This is a genomic window from Sphingopyxis terrae subsp. terrae NBRC 15098, assembly GCF_001610975.1.
Taxonomy (GTDB): domain Bacteria; phylum Pseudomonadota; class Alphaproteobacteria; order Sphingomonadales; family Sphingomonadaceae; genus Sphingopyxis; species Sphingopyxis terrae_A.
The window spans coordinates 2,149,849-2,167,087 of the sequence record NZ_CP013342.1 but is presented as its reverse complement, the minus strand read 5'-3'; the positions used below and the strand labels follow the sequence as shown (position 1 = coordinate 2,167,087).

Here is a 17,239-nt window from a genome sequence, read left to right as displayed (position 1 = left end):
TTGAAGTGAACCGGACCAAAGCCATCCTTGCCGCCTCGATCGTCGCGATGACGCTGTCGGCCTGCGGATCGAACAGCCTGTTCAGCCGCCAGCGCCCCGACGAAATGGCGGTGTCGCGGCAGGCGCCGCTCGTCGTTCCGCCCGATTTCTCGCTGACCCCGCCCGCCCCCGGCGCGGCGCGGCCCGGCAACGAAACCACCGCCGAACAGACGCTGCGCGCGCTCTTCGGCGGCGAATCGCCGCGCAGCCCGGCCGAAGACGCGATCATCGGCAGCGCCGACGGCGCGCGCGCCGACCCCGGCATCCGCAGCCAGGTCGGCAGCCCCGACACGCAGGTCGTCGACAAGGGCCTCGTCACCCGCGACATCATCGCCGCGCCGCAGGGCGACGGCCGCGAAGCCAGCGCGTCGATCCCCGGCGCCTGATTCTGCGCGCAGGCAATTGATCGAAACGGCCCGGCACCCCCGGGCCGTTTTCATATCCCCACGAAAATCAGCGAAATCGCGACGAAAGCGATCAGCGCCTCGACCATTGCGCGCGAGGCATGGAGCGCGGCCCGCAGCCGGCCGATCCGCAGATGCTGTGCGAACCATAATATCTGCAAACTGCCGAACCATAGCAGCGCGGCGATGAGCAGCGCCAAGCCCCAGAGGGGACTGTCACCAGGCTTGAGCTGCATCAGAATTCCGCTCGTCGACACCATCAGCGCAAAGGGCGCGGTCACATAGCATTGGCTGTAGAAGGGCGCCTTGAGCGGCACCCGGTCGAGCTTGACGTTGCGCGCGCGTACCAGCCGCGCCGCCATGATCAACGGAAAGAGGCTGAAAAAGGCGACCCGCAGCAGGATGTAGGTCGAATCGTCATTGACCAGTCCGCCCAGTCCGGTCCGGCGCAAGATCACCGCATTCTGCCCCACGATAGACAGTTCGATCGCGTGGCAGATTACCAGCGTCAGCAGCAGGAACAGCGGCGGCGACAGCGTGTCGGTATATTGCCGCTCGGCCGGATCGCCCAGTTCGGCCTCCGAATAATCCATCATCTTGAGCGGCTGTGCGAGCGCCCGCCACAGCGTGACCGGATAGAAGATCAGCCACGACATGACCTCGTAGAGCAGTTCGTCGAGCGACTGGATCAGTTTCAGAAAATCCATCGACGCTCCCTTTCCTGCGGATCAGCTCGACGCGCGCGCTTTAGCCACCCGACGCTCAACCTCTTCTTCGAATGCCGTGCGTGGCCGCATCCGGTCGAGCGCGTCAAAAATCGCCTCCGCGCGGCGGTCATACTGATATTTCACGATATAGATATCGCCCGCCGATCGTTGCAATTCGCCCCCGACGCGCAGCAGAAAGCGCCGCATCGGATTGGTCGTCGGATATTTTTCGGGCTTGTGCAGGAAGAGCCCCACGAACTGTCCCATGTCGCTCGCGCGCCGGATCGAACGATGCGCGATCACCTGATCCGACCATTCGCGCACCATGATTCCCTTGGCATCGATGCGAAGCTGGACGCGCCGGTCGAACAGGCGGCGGACGATAATCGCGGCGACAAAGCCGAAAAAAGCGATGCCGGCGATCGCCGCCCCCGCGACCAGCCATGAACCCGACACGAACCCGGTGTTTGCCATCAACAGCGCCGCCGCAACAAAGGCCAAAGCGCCGGCCAGCGCCAGCAGCAGCCGCGGAATCGAATAATATGCTTCGAAGACCTCGCCAGAGGCCGCCGCGCCGCTCAAGCCCGTGCGCCCGCTTCCTCGACCCCCGCGCTATTGTGACGCAGCGCTTTCAGCACCGTGTCGACGATCTGCGGCGCATTCAGCCCCGCGGCGTCATATTGCGCCTGCGGCGAATCCTGGTCCTGGAACATGTCGGGCAGCCGCATCGTGCGCAGCTTCAGCCCTGCGTCGATCAGCCCCGCGTCGCTCGCCAGCGTCAGCACATGCGCGCCCAGCCCGCCGATCGCGCCCTCCTCGATCGTCACGCACACCTCGTGGCTCGCCAGCGTCTTGCGGATCAGCTCCTCGTCGAGCGGCTTGGCGAAGCGCAGGTCGATCACGCTCGTCGACAGACCGCGCGCTTCCAATGTGTCGGCGGCCTTCAGCGCCTCGGCAAGCCGGGTGCCGAGCGAGAAGATCGCGACCGTTTTGCCGGCACGCACGACGCGGCCTTTGCCGATCTCCAGCTTCTCGGGCGTGTCGGGCAGCGGTACGCCGGTGCCATTGCCGCGCGGATAGCGAAAGGCGATCGGGCCGTCGTCATATTCGGCCGCGGTATAGGTCATGTGGACCAGCTCGGCCTCGTCGGCAGCCGCCATCACCACCATATTGGGCAGCGTTGCGAGATAGGTGACGTCGAACGATCCCGCATGGGTCGATCCGTCGGCACCGACCAGCCCGGCGCGGTCGATCGCAAAACGCACCGGCAGATTCTGGATCGCAACATCATGCACGACCTGGTCATAGGCGCGCTGGAGGAAGGTCGAATAGATCGCCGCGAACGGCCGCATCCCCTGCGCCGCGAGCCCCGCCGCGAACGTCACCGCATGCTGTTCGGCGATGCCGACGTCGAAGCTCCGGTCGGGATGCGCCTTCGCAAATTTGTCGACCCCGGTGCCCGATGGCATCGCGGCGGTGATCGCGACGATGCGCGGGTCGCTGTCGGCGAGCTTGGCCAGCGTTTCGCCGAACACATTCTGATACGCGGGCGGCCCCGGCGGCGCCTTCGCCTGCTCGCCGGTGATGACATCGAATTTCTGGACGCCATGATATTTGTCGGCGGCGGCCTCGGCGGGGGCATAGCCCTTGCCCTTCATCGTCACCGCATGGATCAGCACCGGGCCATGGTCGCTGTCGCGGACATTCTCGAGCACCGGGATCAGATGGTCGAGATTATGGCCGTCGATCGGGCCGACATAATAAAAGCCCAGTTCCTCGAACAGCGTTCCGCCCATCGCCATGCCGCGCGCAAACTCGTCGGTCTTCCTCGCCGCCTTGTGCAGCGGCTGCGGCAGCTTGCGGGCGAAGCGCCGCGCGATTTCGCGCAGCTCGACGAAGGGCCGCGACGACACCAGCCGCGCCAGATAGGCCGACAGGCCCCCGACCGGCGGCGCAATCGACATGTCATTGTCGTTCAGGATGACGATCAGGCGATTGCCCGCCTGCTTGGCATTGTTCATCGCCTCATAGGCCATGCCCGCCGACATCGACCCGTCGCCGATCACCGCGATCGCGCGGCCGGGTTCGTTCTTCAGCTTGTTCGCGACCGCAAAGCCCAGCGCGGCGCTGATCGAGGTCGACGAATGGGCGGCGCCGAACGGGTCATATTCGCTCTCGCTGCGCTTGGTGAAGCCCGACAGCCCGCCGCCCTGGCGCAGCGTGCGGATCCGGTCGCGGCGGCCGGTGATGATCTTGTGCGGATAGCATTGGTGGCCGACGTCCCACACAATCTTGTCGCGGGGCGTGTCGAAGACATAATGCAGCGCGGTGGTAAGTTCGACGACGCCCAGCCCCGACCCCAGATGGCCGCCCGTGGTTCCCACGGCGGAAATGGTTTCAGCGCGCAGTTCGTCGGCGAACTGGCGAAGCTGTTCGGGCTTGAGCTTGCGGAGGTCGGCGGGGACATCCACCGTGTCGAGCAGCGGCGTATGCGGACGGTCGGTCATCGGCCCGTCATAATGATAAGCGCCGATAGTGTCGAACGAAAAGGCGCTACTCGCCCTCGTCCTCGGCTCGCTTGGCCGCACCGATCTGTGCATAAAGCCCGCGCACCATCAGGTCGGTGAACACCAGCATCACGCCAATCATCCCGATCAGCAGTGCCACCGCCGCGACCGGAAACGGCCCCAGGCTCTCGATCAGCCCGCGCCGCATCGCAAGCGCCAGCAGCACCGCCGCCGCCATCAGCGCATAGCCGGCAAGGCGCGGAGCGCGGCTCATCGGCGCGCGGTCGGAAAGAGACGATCGGTCATCACCATGCCGTAGCGGAGCGCGGTGCCCGCGTCACCCCAGCCCCGCCGATCGCATCCGGCGCCGCATCGCCTCGATCAAAAGGCGGACCGCGGGCAGGCCGGCGCGCGACTGTTCGAAGACCAGATGGACAGGCAAGGGCGGCGGCTGCTTGGCGTTGAGCAGCGCGATCAGGCGCCCGCCATCGACGCCGTCCATCACCTGATAACTCAGCAGATTGGCGATTCCGATCCCCGCTTCGGCCGCCGCCATCGCCGCATCGACGGTGTTCACCACCAGCCGCGGGCGCGGCTCGACCCGCCAGCGACGCTCGGCAAAACTCCATTCGCCCGCCGCGCGCGGCCCGGTCGAGATGATCAGATCATGGTCGGCGAGCGCGTCGATCGTCGCGGGGGCGCCCCGCCGCGCCAGATAGCCGGGGCTCGCGACCAACATCTGCCGCACCGCGCCGATGCGGACCGCCTTCAGGCTCGAATCGGCAAGCGGTCCGATACGCAGCGCGATGTCGATGCCCTCCTCGACAATGCGGACATTGCGGTCGATCAGCATCATCCGCACCGCCAGCGCATCATGCCGGGCGAGCAGGTCGCCGACCACGGGCAGGACATGCAGCCGCCCGAACATCACCGGCGCGGTCAGGTAGAGTTGGCCGCGCGGTTCGGCCTCGCCACCGCGCAGCGCCCGCTCGGCCCCCGCAAGATCGGCCAGGATACGCCGCGCCTGCCCCAGAAAGACCGCGCCCTCGTCGGTCAGCGCGACCGCGCGGGTCGAGCGGTGGAAAAGGCTCGTGCCGAGCCGCTCCTCGAGCGCAGCAATGCCCCGCGTCACCGCGGGCGGCGAACTGCCGATCTTGCGCGCGGCGGCAGCGAATCCGCCTTCGCCCGCCACCGCCACGAACATCTCAAGAGTCAGCAGCCGGTCCATCGATTATTCCGCATATTGAAATAGAGATATCCATCAATCGCTGATTATCGCGCATACAGCAACACGATAGATAGGGTTTGCGAGCGAGGGAGGCCCCCAACCCCCGATCGCGGCGCCCCGCTCGCGCCCTCTTGTCGGAAGGCCCCCCGCATGGCGCAACATTATCTCCGCACTTTGTTCACCGACGCGGCGCGGCGCCTGCAGGCGCGGCACGGATCGCGCGCCAGCTACGCACGGATGGAGGCCGACAGCGACGGCAGCGACACGCTGACCGCCCGCGAACTCGACTTCATTGCCGCCCGCGACAGCTTCTATCTGGGCAGCATAACCGCCGACGGCTGGCCCTATATCCAGCACCGCGGTGGCCCGCCCGGCTTCCTGCGCCCGCTCGGCGGCAACCGCCTCGGCTTCGCCGACTTTACGGGCAACCGCCAATTTATCAGCACCGCCAATCTCGCTGAAAATCCGCGCGTCTCGCTGTTCCTGATGGACTATCCCAACCGCCGGCGGCTCAAACTGATCGGCGAGGGGCGGATCGTCGAGATCGCCGAAGATCCCGCGCTCGTGACCTCGCTGATGCCCGAAGGCTACCGCGCAACCCCCGAGCGCGGCTTCGTGATCGACGTCGCGGGTTTCGACTGGAACTGCCCCCAGCACATAACGCCGCGCTTCACCGAAGCCGAAATCTCCGCCGCCGTCCGTCCGATGGCTGCCGAGCTCAACCAGCTGCGCGCGCAGGTCGACGCATTGCGCGCGGCCCAGAAGGGAGAATGACAATGATCTGCCTCTATGGTTCGCCTCTGTCGGGCAATGCACACAAGGTGCGCATGGCGCTCGCCTTCCTCGGACTCGCCTATGAAGAAGAGACGGTCGACGCCGAGCGGCGGCAGGGCGATGCCTTTCGCGCGCTCAATCCGATGGCGCAGATACCCGTCTATGCCGAAGGCGATTTCGTCCTGCGCGACAGCCAGGCGATCCTTGCCTATCTCGCCGCCCGCCACCGGCCCGGGGACTGGGACGGCCACACGGCGGAAGAGCGCGGCGCGATTGCCGTCTGGCTGTCGCACGCCGCCAATGAAATCTTCAACGGCCCCGCGCTGCTGCGCGCCGAAAAGCTGTTCGGCTGGACGATCGACCGGTCGCGCGCGCGCGCCGTGGCGATGCGTATCCTCCCGGTCGTCGATGCGCATCTGGCCGCGCGCACCTGGCTTGTCGGCGACCGGCTGACGATCGCCGACATCGCCGCAAGCCCCTATCTGGCGCTCGCGCCCGACGGCGGCATCGACCTCGACGACTGGCCCCATATCCGCGACTGGACGCGCCGCATCGCTGCGCTACCGGGCTTTCCCGCCATGCCCGGATGGCCCGCCACGAACGAATGGGTGCGGGAGGCAGCACAATGACCGGCACCCGCGCGCCGCTGCCGCCATTCGACGCTGCAAGCGCAGCGCACAAGGTCCGGCTGGCCGAGGATGGATGGAACAGCCGCGACCCCGCGCGCGTCGCGCTCGCCTATACGCCGGACAGCGTCTGGCGGAACCGCGACATCTTTCTTGCCGGGCGCGACGCCATCATCGACTTCCTCTCCGCCAAATGGCAGCGCGAGCAGGATTACCGCCTGATCAAGACGCTGTGGGCCTTCACCGACAACCGGATCGCGGTGCGCTTCGCCTATGAATGGCACGACCATGACGGCCAATGGTGGCGGTCCTACGGCAATGAAAATTGGGAATTTGCAGTGGACGGCCAGATGGCGCGGCGCATCGCGAGCATCAACGACCTCGCCATTGCCGAGTCGGCGCGCTTGCTCCATTGGGATCGCGGCGACACGGGCCGCCGCCCTGACAATCACCCCGGCCTCGACGAACTGGGGCTCTAGCCTCCGCCCCCCGCAATCAAGGACAGACCGCATGAGCGCAAACCCCGCCCCAACCTTTGCCTCGATCATGTTCCTCACCGGGGTCGGCATCCCGATCCTCGCCGCGCTCAACGGCGGGCTCGGCGGACGGCTTGGCAGCCCGATGGCGGCATCGGTCATCCTCTTCGGGCTTGCACTGCTCGTTGCGCTTACCGGGGCTGTCGCGACCGGCGCGCTCGGCGACATCCGCTTTTCCGCCGACATTCCCTTTCATTTCTATTTCGGCGGGCTGTTCGTTGCTTTCTACGTGATCTCCGTGACTTTCATCGCGCCGCGCTTCGGGGTCGGCAATGCGATCTTCTTCGTGCTGGTGGGACAGCTGACGAGCGCCGCGATCATCGATCATTTCGGCCTGTTCGGCGCCCAGCGCTTTCCGGTCGACACCGCGCGGCTCGCCGGAATTGCGCTGATGGTCGCAGGGGTCTGGCTGGCACGCCGCACCGGCTGACCGCGCGTCGGCACGGGCGCTTTTGATCCACATCAAAGCGGACTGGCGCGACTCATGCTCGATAGTATAGGGTAATCACCCTAACTAGAGAAAATGGGAGCGGACAAGCCATGACGACCACGACGGCGCGCGCCGCGGCGCGCGAAGCCACCACTGCCAAGGATGCCAATCATGTCGACGTGCTGATCGTCGGCGCGGGGATTTCGGGCATCGGTTCGGCCTATCATCTCCAGCATCAGTGCCCCGGCAAAAGCTATGCGATCCTCGAGATGAAGGACACGTTCGGCGGCACTTGGGAAACGCACAAATATCCCGGCGTCCGCTCCGATTCGGATCTCTACACCTTCGGCTATCGCTTCAAGCCCTGGGTCGGCGCGCCGATCGCCAGCGCCGATGAAATCCTGAAATATATGGGCGAGGTGATCGACGAAAACGGCATCGGCGACCATATTCATTACGGCCACCGCATCACCGCCTGCCGCTGGTCGAGCGAGCAGAACTGCTGGACGGTCGAGGCGGTGCGCAAGGCCGATGGCGCCGCCGTCGTCTTCACCGCCAATTTCCTGTGGATGTGCCAGGGCTATTACGACCATGAGAAGCCCTACATCCCCGACTGGCCGGGCCTTTCGGACTATAAGGGCCAGTTCGTCCACGCCCAGCTCTGGGATCCCGCGACCGACTATGCGGGCAAGCGCATCCTCGTCATCGGATCGGGCGCGACCGCCGCGACGATCGTCCCCGCCTTTGCCGAGAAGGCGGCGCATGTAACGATGCTCCAGCGCTCGCCGACCTATTTTTTCTGCTCCGAAAACAAGAACGAACTTGCCGACCGGCTGCGCGAGGTCGGGATCGACGAACCTACGGTCCACCGCGTCGTGCGCGCGCAGATCATGCACGATCAGGATCTGATGACGCGCCGCTGCCAGACCGAACCCGATCAGGTGTTCGAAGAGCTTAAAGAGCTGATCCGCGCCTTTTCGGGCGATCCGGATTTTTCGTTCGAACCGCATTTCACCCCGAAATACCGCCCCTGGCAGCAGCGGCTCGCCTTCTGCCCCGAAGGCGACATCTTCCGTGCCGCGACGGCGGGCAAGCTGACCGTCGTCACCGACACGATCGACAGCTTCACCGAAACGGGCGTCCGCACCGCGGACGGAACCGAGATCGAGGCCGATATCATCGTCGCCGCAACGGGCTTCAACCTCTCGGTCATGGGCGGTATCCCGTTCGAGGTCGACGGCAAGCCCGTCGATTGGGCCGACACCGTCACCTACCGCGGCATGATGATGACCGGCGTTCCCAACATGGCGTGGGTGATGGGCTATTTCCGCGCGAGCTGGACGCTGCGCGTCGACATGATGGGCGATTTCGTCTGCAATCTGCTCAACCACATGGACGATATCGGCGCAAAGAAGGTCGAGGTCGTGCTGCGCCCGCAGGACGAGGGGATGGCGATCATGCCGTGGATCGAGGCGGACAATTTCAATCCCGGCTATCTGATGCGCGGGCTCGATGCGATGCCGCGGCGCGGCGACAAGCCCGAATGGCGGCACAATCAGGATTACTGGGCCGAAAAGGATGCGTTCCCGCTCATCGACCTGCGCAGCGACGAATTCCGCTACGCCTGATCGCGATCCGGCGGATGGCTATTCAGCCATCCGCCGCTTGTGGTGGCGGGTGCGCCGCACGATCACGACGACGAACAGCGTCCAGCTGAGCAGCAGCGCCGCCCAGCCCCAATATTGCGTCGGCAGCGGGCCGAGCATCCACGGACCGCCCATCCGCGGCCCCATCAGCAGCGCGAGCGCGAGCAGGCTTGCGGCAAAGCCGACGCGCCGCATCCCGCGCCCGACGCCGAGCAGTTCACGGCGATAGGCGGCGCGCGCCTCGGGATCGTCCAGATCGGGTCGCATCGGCATCCTCCTACATCCCGCGATCGGCAAGATAGCGATTTATTTCTGCCCGTGAGGTCGCGGCGCTGCAACCGCCCTTCCGCTCGTACAGGCATTGACTGCCGTCGGCAGAACAGATCGTCGCGCGAAAATCGGGGGTCAGGGCGTCCGCATGTCCTTTCCAGACCAGCGCGGCGTTGAACTGGGCGGGGTCGACGTGCGGATCGCCCGGCGCCTGAACGAAGATCGGCACCCGCCGCTGCAGCCGCGCGTAGCCATAGACGCGGAAAAAGCGATTGCCGACCACCGCCATGCCGCACAGTCCCGGATCTGCGCGCAGCCCGTCGGAGGCCGCGGCGCTGAAGGGCGTTACGACCCGCGCGCCCCATTTATGCAGCGCGGGCGCAACATGGGCCGCGGCGGCAATCCAGCCCGCGCCCAGCACCAGCGCCACCCGCCACCCCTGTCGCCCCCGCTGCGCGCGCAGTGCAGCGATCGCATCGCCGGTACCGACGCCCGCGAGCAATATGATCGCCGTCACCGACAGGATGATAAACCGATATTCCTTGTGGCCGATCGCCGAGTGGACCAGGATATTGGCGATCGCAACCACCGCGAGCAGCGGATAGCGCCGCGCACCGAGCGCCGCCAGCACGAGGATTGGAGCGGTCCACAGGCCCCACAGCGCCAGAAGATCGACCGCATATTGGAATGGTCCCGACACGCCGTAACGCGCCGACACATTATCGACGATGTTGCGATCGACATTGTGCACCAACCATTCGAACGGCCAATGCCCCCCCGCAACATCGCTGACCGCGCCGATCGCCAGCCCGACCAAACCCCCGGCGACAAGCGGCCAGAGACTGCGCGGCCCGGCCCGCCAGACGTGCACGAGCAGCCCCAGCGCCAGCGCGGGCGCGACATGCGGCCGAAACACGACCGCCAGGCCCACGGCAGCGCCGATGATCATCAGCTGTCGTGCGCTGCGCCCTGGTAGCCAAAGCAGCGCGATCGCTGGTGCCGCGAGCAGGGCCGCCATCTGCTCGGTCAGCGGATGCGGCGCAAAGGCAACAAGGTCAGGCCAGCATGCGGCGATCAGTCCCGCGGTCCAGAAATGCAGCCGCGACACCCGCGCCCCGATCGCCCCGGCTGCGGCGACGATCGACAGCGACAATATCGCCATCATCATTCGCGGCAACCAGATGGTCAGGCTGCCGTCGGGCGCGATCCATTCGCCGAGCCGCATCGGCAGCGCGAGCAAGGCGGGATAAAGATCGCCGCGCATCCCGTCGCGATACTCCCAGGTCACGACCGAATAGCCGTGGAGCAGGCGGAACGCGCCTTCGAGATATTGGAAGACCTCGTCTGGGTGCAGCACGCTTTCCTGCCACGCCGCGACCAGCCGCAACACGAGCGCCAGCGCCAGCAACGCCGTCCAGTCACGCCGCGACACCGTCCCCGCGGCGATGCCGCTATCGGGCACCATATCTGCTTTCATGCTCAGATCATCCGGCGAGGCAATGGGCAAAGCCGGCCCCCGCACCCCGACCGGAAAGCCGCGACGCCCCTAGCCTTATTCGGCCGCGACGGGAAGATGGGCGACGATGGCGCGCAGCGCGGCGACATGCGCCTCGAGCGCGCGGTGCCCGGCGCGGGTCAGCGAAGCCCATGTCCGCTGGCGTCCCCCGAGCGGCGCCTTGCGCAAATCGACATAGCCTTCGTCGACCAGCGCGGCGAGATGCTTGGACAGCACCGAATCGCTGACCTGAACCAGCTCGCGCAGCTTGGCGAACTCCATCTCGCTGACCTTGGCGAGTAGCGCGGCGATCTGCAGCCGCGCCGGCGCATGCAGCACCATGTCGATCCCGTCCATGGCTCAGGCGGTGCCCTTCAGCAGCTCACGGCGATAGATGCGGCTCCAGGCGACGCTCGCGGCGACGGCGACGCCAAAGGCGATGGCGGCGATGCCTATCTTCGTGCCCAGCGTCAGTCCGGCTTCGCGGGCGTGGATTTCGCCGAACATCGCCGCCAGCATCGCGCCGAGCAGCGCCAGCGTAACCGGCAGGGTCCGGCCCCTGCGATAACCGTTGACAAACAGGCCATAACGCCTCCGGTCGTCGGCGACGAGCAGCACCACCGCCAGCATCGCGACCGCGAACAGCGGCGCCATGATCGCGATGCCGAAACCCTGTCCCAGCACTAGCAGCGCCATGACCGCGCCGAACGCCGCGTGGCGCCACGGCGGGCAATAGGTCGCCTTCAGTGCCAGGTCGCGCTGGACGTCGTCGATGCTGTCGAGCGCGGCGCGGGCTTCGATCGGGTTCATGTCTCTTGCTCCTCGGGTCTGATGCGGAAACGAAGGGTGCCCCCGCATCACTTTCCATTTCGGAAAGCAATACGTCCGACTTTCCGATTCGGCAAGTGACAATTTTCCAGTCTGGAAAGTCAGTCGGCGACGATCCGCACCGGCATATGGACGAACCCGTGGAGGAAGGGGCTCGCCAGCCGCTCGGGCGCGCCTTGCGGTTCGATCCGGATGCCGCGCGCCACGATTTCCTCGATCAGCGTACAAAGCTGGATTTCGGCCAGCCGCGCCCCGACGCAGCGGTGGATGCCGTGACCGAAGGCGACATGGCGCCGCGCATTGTCGCGGCCCACGTCGAAAAGGTCGGCTCGCGGAAACACACTCTCGTCGCGGTTCGCCGAAATATACCAGAGGATCACCTTTTCACCCCGGCGGATCGTCTGTCCGCCCAGTTCGGTGTCGGCCATGCAGGTCCGCCGCATGTGCGTGACCGGCGATTGCCAGCGGATGATCTCCTGCGCCGCATTGGGGATCAGCGCGGGGTCGGCGCGCAGCCGATCGAGCTCGCCGGGAAAACGGTGCAGCGCCTCGACCAGCCCGCTCATCGAATTGCGCGTCGTGTCATTGCCCCCGACGATCAGTAGCGCGATGTTGGCGAGCCGCTCCATCGGGTTGAGGCTGCCCATCGCCTCGCTGTGGACCATGCGCGACAACAAGTCGTCGCTCGGCGGCAGCGCCTTGCGCGCTTCGAGCTCGCGGTCGAAGCGCGCCAGCATCGCGCCCATTTCGGCCATCCATTGCGCGCGATATTCCTCGCTTGCCGTCTCGGGTGAAACATTGCCGCCATAGTCGGACCAGCGTTTGAGGTCGTGGCGTTCTTCCCACGGAAAATCGAACAGGATGCACAGCATCCCGATTGTCAGCGGCACCGACACGTTTTCGACCCAGTCGAACGTCTCGCCGACCGGCAGCGCGTCGAACAGCTCGCGCGTCCGCCGCTTCACCGTCTTTTCGCGCTCCGCCATCTGGCTCGGATTGAAGGCGGGGGCGATCACCTTGCGCTGCGCGGTGTGGACCGGCGGATCGGCGGCGATGAAATTGGGCAGGTTCGATTCGGGGGGCGGATCGGCGATGACGATATTGCCATTTTTCCACGATGAGGAAAATGTCGCCGGATCAAGCTCGACTGCCTGAACCAGCGCATGCGTCGCGACCGACCAATAGCCGCCATAGGGGCTTTCGGGACACCAGCTCACCGGCATCTCGGCGCGCAGCCGCGCGAAAGGCTCGCGCCACCGATCCTCGACATAGAGCGCGATGTCGCTGACATCGACCGGCGTGACCGCCCGCGCTTCGTCCATCACCGACGCCATATCGCTCTCCCGCCATCGTCGCTTCGACGGCGAGTGTAGCGGGGCCACGCCGCGCCGCAAGCCGCGACGTGCGGGGTAAATGGCCGTGCGCCGCGCGGCCCGCGGCGACGCACGGCGCGGCTTCACTTCTTGGGCGCGGGTGCCGGTACAGTCTTCGCGGCCATCCTGCGATGCGCCGCCTTGCGATGCGCCGCAGCGTGGCGCCGGGCGGCGGCGTGCTTGCGCGCTGCCTGATGCTTGCGCGCCGCGTGATGCCTGGCCGCGACTGCATGGCCTTCGCGCTGCATGCAATTGTCGGTCACCGTCTTCGAGCAATAGGGGGTCGCGTCCTGCGCGACTGCCGCCGTTCCCGACAGCGCCAGCAACGCGGCGGCGCCAAGCGTGGCAAGTTTGATCCTCAACATGACAGGCCTTCCTTTCATCCCGATGGGAAGGCGAAGATGACACGCCCATCATGGCGCCCCTGCGTCCGCAACATTACAAAGGCGCAATCCGGCGCCCGCACCGCACCGCTGGACACGCCACCGCGACAGGCCTAGAAGCATCACGTCCCCGGGGAGCCTGCCGCGCAATCGCAGGTTGAGAGCGGAATAGACCGCGACCCGTCGAACCTGATCCCGGTAATACGGGCGGAGGGAGGGCGCGCGCTGGATCGTCACCGGACCGCTTGCACCCCCTTCCCGTCCGTCAGGAAGGAAGGAGAGCGTGCCATGCCCGATGCTGCCATCCCCGCCGTTCCTTATGCCGCGCAGGCGCCCGCCTGGTCGGCGCTGATCCTCGGCCTGTTCCTGCTCGCGGCCGCGATCGACGAGCTGCGCCGTCCCGGCCAGTGGCACCGGATGATCGAGGAGATCGAAGGCTCGCCCGCGCTCCAGATGCTCACCGGGCTGTTCGAGATCATCTTCGGCACCCTGCTCTATCTCGCCAATCGCGGCCCCGAAGGCTGGCCCGCGGGCGATCCGCTCGCGCTTGTCCTCACCATCCTCGGCGGCCTCGCGGTGATCGAGGCGCTGGCGGTCACCGCCTTTGCCGATCTCTACGTCCGTTTCTGGATGCGCAAGCTGGGGACGCGGACGCGCCCGCTCGCCGTCCTCGCGCTCCTTCTCGGCCTCGGCTTCACCGCCGCGGGCCTCTTCCGTCTTGTCTGAACCCCACCCCAAGGAAAGCTGAACCCCATGGCCGACATCGATTCCCGCATTGAAGCCGCCGACCGCATCGGCGTCACCACCGGACCTATTCGGGGCAGCCGCAAGGTTCACATCGCGAGCCCGACGGGCAGCGGCATCCGCGTGGCGATGCGCGAGATCGACCTCGACCCCCATTCGGGCGAGCCCAGCGTCCGCGTCTACGACACGTCGGGTCCCTATACCGACCCGAACGCGAGCATCGACATCGCGCAGGGCCTCCCCGAACTGCGCGCCGCGTGGATCCGCGCCCGCGGCGATGTCGAGGAAGTGACCCAGCGCGAGGTGCGGCCCGAGGATAACGGCCAGCTCGGCCCCGACCGGTCGGGCGGCGTCCCCGCCTTCCCCAACGTCCGCAAGACGGTGCTGCGCGCCAAACCCGGCCATAACGTCAGCCAGATGCACTACGCCCGCCGCGGCATCATCACGCCCGAGATGGAATATGTCGCGACCCGCGAAAATCTCGGCCGCGAACGCCTGAGCGAGTACATCCGCGACGGGCAGGACTGGGGCGCCAGCATCCCCGATTATGTCACCCCCGAATTCGTCCGCGAAGAGGTCGCGCGCGGCCGCGCGATCATCCCCAACAACATCAACCACCCCGAAAGCGAGCCGATGGCGATCGGCCGCAACTTCCTCGTCAAGATCAACGCCAATATCGGCAACAGCGCGGTCGCATCCGACGTCGCGAGCGAGGTCGACAAGATGGTCTGGTCGATCCGCTGGGGCGCCGACACCGTCATGGACCTGTCGACCGGGCGCAACATCCACGACACGCGCGAATGGATCATCCGCAACTCGCCCGTCCCGATCGGCACCGTCCCCATCTATCAGGCGCTGGAGAAAGTCGGCGGCATCGCGGAGGAGCTGACGTGGGAAATTTTCCGCGACACGCTGATCGAACAGGCCGAGCAGGGGGTCGACTATTTCACCATCCACGCCGGCGTCCGCCTGCCCTACGTCCCCCTCGCCGCCAAGCGCGTCACCGGCATCGTCAGCCGCGGCGGCAGCATCATGGCGAAATGGTGCCTCGCGCATCACAGGGAAAGCTTCCTCTACGAACGCTTCGACGAGATTACCGAGATCATGAAAGCCTATGACATCGCCTACAGTCTCGGCGACGGCCTCCGCCCCGGCAGCATCGCCGACGCGAACGACGAGGCGCAGTTCGCCGAGCTCTACACGCTCGGTGAGCTCACCAAGCGCGCGTGGGATCAGGATGTTCAGGTGATGATCGAGGGGCCGGGGCACGTCCCGATGCACAAGATCAAGGAGAATATGGACAAGCAGCTCGAGGCGTGCGGCGAGGCGCCCTTCTACACATTAGGGCCGCTCACCACCGACATCGCGCCGGGCTACGACCATATCACCAGCGGCATCGGCGCCGCGATGATCGGCTGGTACGGCACCGCGATGCTTTGCTACGTCACGCCCAAGGAGCATCTCGGCCTCCCCGACCGCGACGATGTGAAGGTCGGCGTCGTCACCTACAAGCTCGCCGCCCACGCCGCCGACCTCGCCAAGGGCCACCCCGCCGCCAAGGTCCGCGACGACGCGCTATCGAAAGCGCGCTTCGAATTCCGCTGGCGCGACCAGTTCAACCTGAGCCTCGACCCCGACACGGCGGAGCAGTACCACGACCAGACGCTCCCCGCCGAAGGCGCCAAGACCGCGCATTTCTGCAGCATGTGCGGCCCCAAATTCTGCTCGATGAAGATCAGCCAGGAAGTCCGCGAGTTCGCCAAGCTGCAAAATCAGGACAGCGCCGGCTTCATCGCGGCGGAGGAAGCCGAGAAGGGGATGGCGGAAATGAGCCAGGTCTATGAGGACACCGGCCGCGAATTGTATATGGGGGCTGGTAGCCGGGAGCATGATTGATACGCAGCTGTGCGCACCAATTAGCCTTCTCGCTACAGCTTGGCGTCGTTAAGGGCGGGCTGCCCGCGACCATCGCCGCGCCGGACAGCTTCGCCGCGGCGCGCTTTCCGCTCGCCTTCGGCCGGATCGAGAACCGCAAGGCGGCGATGCTGCGCACGCGCGCGCCGCAGGCCGAGGCGCCGGCGTTCCAGAAGGCGCTAGGGAACCATCTGCTACGCGAAAAGGCGCCGAACATGGACGGGATCACCCTCGCACCGCATATCAAGGTCACTTATCGCGGCGACCTGCGGGATTCGCAGAGTTTAAGCGTGCTGGAATTGCCCCCGATCGGCTGGACGGTCGACGAGATCATCCTGACCGAAAGCATCGTCGGCAAGACCACCCATGTCGAACACGGCCGCTCCGCGCCGGCGCCTGAATCCGGGTGCCTGCGCCACTGCTAACTGGCCAATGCCATCCGGTTGCGGCCGCCGTCCTTCGCCGCATAGAGCGCGGCGTCGGCGCGCGAGAGCAGGCCGTCGAGCCCTTCGCCCGCCTGCGCCACCGCGACGCCGAAGCTGCACGTCATGCGTTGCAGCTCGGCCGCGGCGGGGACGGGCATGTGCGCCAGATCGTCGGCGATGCGCGCGACCAGCGCCGCCGCGTCGGTTTCCGCGGGAACCAGCAGCGCGAATTCTTCGCCGCCGATCCGCGCCACTAGCCCGGCCTCGGGCGCGGCGCGCGCCAGAACGGCGGCGGCGTGGGTCAGGGCCAGGTCGCCTGCGGCATGGCCCATGCTGTCGTTGATCCGCTTGAAATGGTCGATATCGGCAACAATCAACTGCATCGGCTCCCCCGCCGCCAGCCGCTCGCGCGCTGCCTCGACAAAGGCGCGGCGGTTCGCCAGCCCGGTCATCGCATCGCAGCGCGCCAGCTTATCCAGCGCCGCATTCGCCCGGTGCAATCGCCAGCTCAGCCACGCGATCCAGCCATAGGCGGGGGGCGCGACCAGCAACGGCACGATCGCCGATGCCCACATCGCATCGGCATAGTTCAGATCGCCGAACTGCGTATAACTTAGGTGGGTGAACAGCATCGACGCCGTGACCGAAAAGCCAACGACCAACACCCCGCCTAGGATCAGGCGCAGGGCGGGGTTGAAACGGCAGGCAGTACGATGCGGCATGGCCCGGTTGTAACGGCGCACGGCAAAAACATCTTAAGCAAAATGCCGCGCTGCCGCATGGCCCGGCCTTGCAAGGCCCGGAGCCGCAAAGTCGGATCGCCGCGCTGTCTGCCTTTACCCCGCAGCTTCAGCGCCGGCGCATCAACGCCTGCACCCCGACCGCCAGCGCAAGTTTATCGAGCCGCTCG

Annotated in this window: 21 protein-coding genes and 1 riboswitch; of the genes, 9 read left to right on the top strand and 12 right to left on the bottom strand. The window is 66.4% G+C overall.

What is annotated here, in order from left to right:
• Positions 1 to 5 precede the first annotated feature (5 nt).
• Positions 6 to 425: a DUF3035 domain-containing protein gene (locus AOA14_RS10510; RefSeq protein WP_003040968.1), complete on the top strand. Its 420-nt coding sequence runs from the start codon at positions 6 to 8 to the stop codon at positions 423 to 425.
• Positions 426 to 475: 50 nt separating this feature from the next.
• On the opposite strand, the gene AOA14_RS10505 is transcribed toward AOA14_RS10510, so the two are convergent.
• The 5 genes from AOA14_RS10505 to AOA14_RS10485 form a co-directional block, all read right to left on the bottom strand.
• Complete coding sequence (locus AOA14_RS10505; RefSeq protein WP_062901764.1) at positions 476 to 1,150, bottom strand: hypothetical protein; 675 nt, start codon at positions 1,148 to 1,150, stop codon at positions 476 to 478.
• A 21-nt stretch (positions 1,151 to 1,171) separates the two neighbouring features.
• Positions 1,172 to 1,732 carry an STM3941 family protein gene (locus AOA14_RS10500; RefSeq protein ID WP_062901763.1) on the bottom strand — a complete coding sequence of 187 codons (561 nt, stop codon included), beginning with the start codon at positions 1,730 to 1,732 and terminating at the stop codon, positions 1,172 to 1,174.
• Positions 1,729 to 3,657 (bottom strand): 1-deoxy-D-xylulose-5-phosphate synthase, encoded by a 1,929-nt coding sequence (gene dxs / locus AOA14_RS10495; RefSeq protein WP_062901762.1) that lies wholly within the window; start codon positions 3,655 to 3,657, stop codon positions 1,729 to 1,731. Before dxs ends, AOA14_RS10500 begins: the two co-directional genes overlap by 4 nt.
• 46 nt (positions 3,658 to 3,703) lie before the next feature.
• A complete protein-coding gene (locus AOA14_RS10490) occupies positions 3,704 to 3,931 on the bottom strand; it encodes a hypothetical protein (protein ID WP_003040979.1) in 228 nt (75 codons plus the stop codon).
• 63 nt (positions 3,932 to 3,994) lie between these two features.
• Positions 3,995 to 4,885, bottom strand: a complete 891-nt coding sequence (locus AOA14_RS10485) for a LysR substrate-binding domain-containing protein (RefSeq protein WP_062901761.1) — start codon at positions 4,883 to 4,885, stop codon at positions 3,995 to 3,997.
• A gap of 150 nt (positions 4,886 to 5,035) precedes the next feature.
• On the opposite strand from AOA14_RS10485, the gene AOA14_RS10480 reads away from it, so the two are divergent.
• From AOA14_RS10480 to AOA14_RS10460, 5 genes are all read left to right on the top strand, one after another.
• Entirely contained in the window at positions 5,036 to 5,659 is a 624-nt protein-coding gene (locus AOA14_RS10480; protein ID WP_062901760.1) for a pyridoxamine 5'-phosphate oxidase family protein, read from the top strand.
• Complete coding sequence (locus AOA14_RS10475) at positions 5,656 to 6,288, top strand: glutathione S-transferase family protein (RefSeq protein WP_082819896.1); 633 nt, start codon at positions 5,656 to 5,658, stop codon at positions 6,286 to 6,288. Before AOA14_RS10480 ends, AOA14_RS10475 begins: the two co-directional genes overlap by 4 nt.
• Positions 6,285 to 6,764 (top strand): nuclear transport factor 2 family protein, encoded by a 480-nt coding sequence (locus AOA14_RS10470; protein ID WP_062901758.1) that lies wholly within the window; start codon positions 6,285 to 6,287, stop codon positions 6,762 to 6,764. The genes AOA14_RS10475 and AOA14_RS10470 overlap by 4 nt, the downstream gene beginning before the upstream one ends.
• A gap of 31 nt (positions 6,765 to 6,795) precedes the next feature.
• The gene (locus tag AOA14_RS10465; RefSeq protein ID WP_062768265.1) at positions 6,796 to 7,251 is read left to right on the top strand and encodes a DMT family transporter; all 456 of its coding nucleotides are present in this window, start codon (positions 6,796 to 6,798) and stop codon (positions 7,249 to 7,251) included.
• Positions 7,252 to 7,361: 110 nt separating this feature from the next.
• Positions 7,362 to 8,879, top strand: a complete 1,518-nt coding sequence (locus AOA14_RS10460) for a flavin-containing monooxygenase (protein WP_062901757.1) — start codon at positions 7,362 to 7,364, stop codon at positions 8,877 to 8,879.
• 18 nt (positions 8,880 to 8,897) lie between these two features.
• Here the strand turns inward: AOA14_RS10460 and AOA14_RS10455 are convergent, their stop codons facing one another.
• The 6 genes from AOA14_RS10455 to AOA14_RS10430 form a co-directional block, all read right to left on the bottom strand.
• Complete coding sequence (locus tag AOA14_RS10455) at positions 8,898 to 9,164, bottom strand: hypothetical protein (protein ID WP_156000960.1); 267 nt, start codon at positions 9,162 to 9,164, stop codon at positions 8,898 to 8,900.
• 10 nt (positions 9,165 to 9,174) lie between these two features.
• On the bottom strand, positions 9,175 to 10,644 hold the full coding sequence (locus tag AOA14_RS10450; RefSeq protein WP_062901756.1) for a glycosyltransferase family protein: 1,470 nt from the start codon (positions 10,642 to 10,644) through the stop codon (positions 9,175 to 9,177).
• A 75-nt stretch (positions 10,645 to 10,719) separates the two neighbouring features.
• On the bottom strand, positions 10,720 to 11,019 hold the full coding sequence (locus tag AOA14_RS10445) for a transcriptional regulator (RefSeq protein ID WP_062901755.1): 300 nt from the start codon (positions 11,017 to 11,019) through the stop codon (positions 10,720 to 10,722).
• A gap of 3 nt (positions 11,020 to 11,022) precedes the next feature.
• A complete protein-coding gene (locus AOA14_RS10440; RefSeq protein WP_062901754.1) occupies positions 11,023 to 11,472 on the bottom strand; it encodes a hypothetical protein in 450 nt (149 codons plus the stop codon).
• Positions 11,473 to 11,591: 119 nt separating this feature from the next.
• Complete coding sequence (locus AOA14_RS10435) at positions 11,592 to 12,824, bottom strand: cytochrome P450 (RefSeq protein ID WP_062901753.1); 1,233 nt, start codon at positions 12,822 to 12,824, stop codon at positions 11,592 to 11,594.
• Positions 12,825 to 12,946: 122 nt separating this feature from the next.
• Positions 12,947 to 13,228, bottom strand: a complete 282-nt coding sequence (locus AOA14_RS10430; RefSeq protein WP_062901752.1) for a hypothetical protein — start codon at positions 13,226 to 13,228, stop codon at positions 12,947 to 12,949.
• Between the two features lie 139 nt (positions 13,229 to 13,367).
• Positions 13,368 to 13,479, top strand: a riboswitch (TPP riboswitch).
• 55 nt (positions 13,480 to 13,534) lie between these two features.
• Between AOA14_RS10430 and AOA14_RS10425 the strand changes: the two genes are divergently transcribed.
• The 3 genes from AOA14_RS10425 to AOA14_RS10415 are packed head-to-tail and all read left to right on the top strand — an operon-like array spanning position 13,535 to position 16,329.
• Positions 13,535 to 13,972 (top strand): hypothetical protein, encoded by a 438-nt coding sequence (locus AOA14_RS10425; protein WP_062901751.1) that lies wholly within the window; start codon positions 13,535 to 13,537, stop codon positions 13,970 to 13,972.
• Between the two features lie 27 nt (positions 13,973 to 13,999).
• The gene (gene thiC, locus AOA14_RS10420; protein ID WP_062901750.1) at positions 14,000 to 15,886 is read left to right on the top strand and encodes a phosphomethylpyrimidine synthase ThiC; all 1,887 of its coding nucleotides are present in this window, start codon (positions 14,000 to 14,002) and stop codon (positions 15,884 to 15,886) included.
• Complete coding sequence (locus AOA14_RS10415) at positions 15,883 to 16,329, top strand: hypothetical protein (protein WP_062901749.1); 447 nt, start codon at positions 15,883 to 15,885, stop codon at positions 16,327 to 16,329. The genes thiC and AOA14_RS10415 overlap by 4 nt, the downstream gene beginning before the upstream one ends.
• Here AOA14_RS10415 and AOA14_RS10410 read toward each other — a convergent pair.
• Positions 16,326 to 17,051: a GGDEF domain-containing protein gene (locus AOA14_RS10410; RefSeq protein ID WP_062901748.1), complete on the bottom strand. Its 726-nt coding sequence runs from the start codon at positions 17,049 to 17,051 to the stop codon at positions 16,326 to 16,328. The genes AOA14_RS10415 and AOA14_RS10410 overlap by 4 nt on opposite strands.
• Positions 17,052 to 17,239: the final 188 nt, after the last annotated feature.

What these genes read in the sequence shown, in the direction of transcription:
- AOA14_RS10410 (WP_062901748.1), bottom strand. Translation starts at nt 17,051, where the DNA reads ATGCCGCATCGTACTGCCTGCCGTTTCAACCCCGCCCTGCGCCTGATC.
- thiC (WP_062901750.1), top strand. Translation starts at nt 14,000, where the DNA reads ATGGCCGACATCGATTCCCGCATTGAAGCCGCCGACCGCATCGGCGTC.
- AOA14_RS10450 (WP_062901756.1), bottom strand. Translation starts at nt 10,644, where the DNA reads ATGAAAGCAGATATGGTGCCCGATAGCGGCATCGCCGCGGGGACGGTG.
- AOA14_RS10460 (WP_062901757.1), top strand. Translation starts at nt 7,362, where the DNA reads ATGACGACCACGACGGCGCGCGCCGCGGCGCGCGAAGCCACCACTGCC.
- AOA14_RS10430 (WP_062901752.1), bottom strand. Translation starts at nt 13,228, where the DNA reads ATGTTGAGGATCAAACTTGCCACGCTTGGCGCCGCCGCGTTGCTGGCG.
- AOA14_RS10490 (WP_003040979.1), bottom strand. Translation starts at nt 3,931, where the DNA reads ATGAGCCGCGCTCCGCGCCTTGCCGGCTATGCGCTGATGGCGGCGGCG.
- AOA14_RS10475 (WP_082819896.1), top strand. Translation starts at nt 5,656, where the DNA reads ATGACAATGATCTGCCTCTATGGTTCGCCTCTGTCGGGCAATGCACAC.
- AOA14_RS10470 (WP_062901758.1), top strand. Translation starts at nt 6,285, where the DNA reads ATGACCGGCACCCGCGCGCCGCTGCCGCCATTCGACGCTGCAAGCGCA.
- AOA14_RS10480 (WP_062901760.1), top strand. Translation starts at nt 5,036, where the DNA reads ATGGCGCAACATTATCTCCGCACTTTGTTCACCGACGCGGCGCGGCGC.
- AOA14_RS10485 (WP_062901761.1), bottom strand. Translation starts at nt 4,885, where the DNA reads ATGGACCGGCTGCTGACTCTTGAGATGTTCGTGGCGGTGGCGGGCGAA.
- AOA14_RS10445 (WP_062901755.1), bottom strand. Translation starts at nt 11,019, where the DNA reads ATGGACGGGATCGACATGGTGCTGCATGCGCCGGCGCGGCTGCAGATC.
- AOA14_RS10465 (WP_062768265.1), top strand. Translation starts at nt 6,796, where the DNA reads ATGAGCGCAAACCCCGCCCCAACCTTTGCCTCGATCATGTTCCTCACC.
- AOA14_RS10435 (WP_062901753.1), bottom strand. Translation starts at nt 12,824, where the DNA reads ATGGCGTCGGTGATGGACGAAGCGCGGGCGGTCACGCCGGTCGATGTC.
- AOA14_RS10440 (WP_062901754.1), bottom strand. Translation starts at nt 11,472, where the DNA reads ATGAACCCGATCGAAGCCCGCGCCGCGCTCGACAGCATCGACGACGTC.
- AOA14_RS10505 (WP_062901764.1), bottom strand. Translation starts at nt 1,150, where the DNA reads ATGGATTTTCTGAAACTGATCCAGTCGCTCGACGAACTGCTCTACGAG.
- AOA14_RS10425 (WP_062901751.1), top strand. Translation starts at nt 13,535, where the DNA reads ATGCCCGATGCTGCCATCCCCGCCGTTCCTTATGCCGCGCAGGCGCCC.
- dxs (WP_062901762.1), bottom strand. Translation starts at nt 3,657, where the DNA reads ATGACCGACCGTCCGCATACGCCGCTGCTCGACACGGTGGATGTCCCC.
- AOA14_RS10455 (WP_156000960.1), bottom strand. Translation starts at nt 9,164, where the DNA reads ATGCGACCCGATCTGGACGATCCCGAGGCGCGCGCCGCCTATCGCCGT.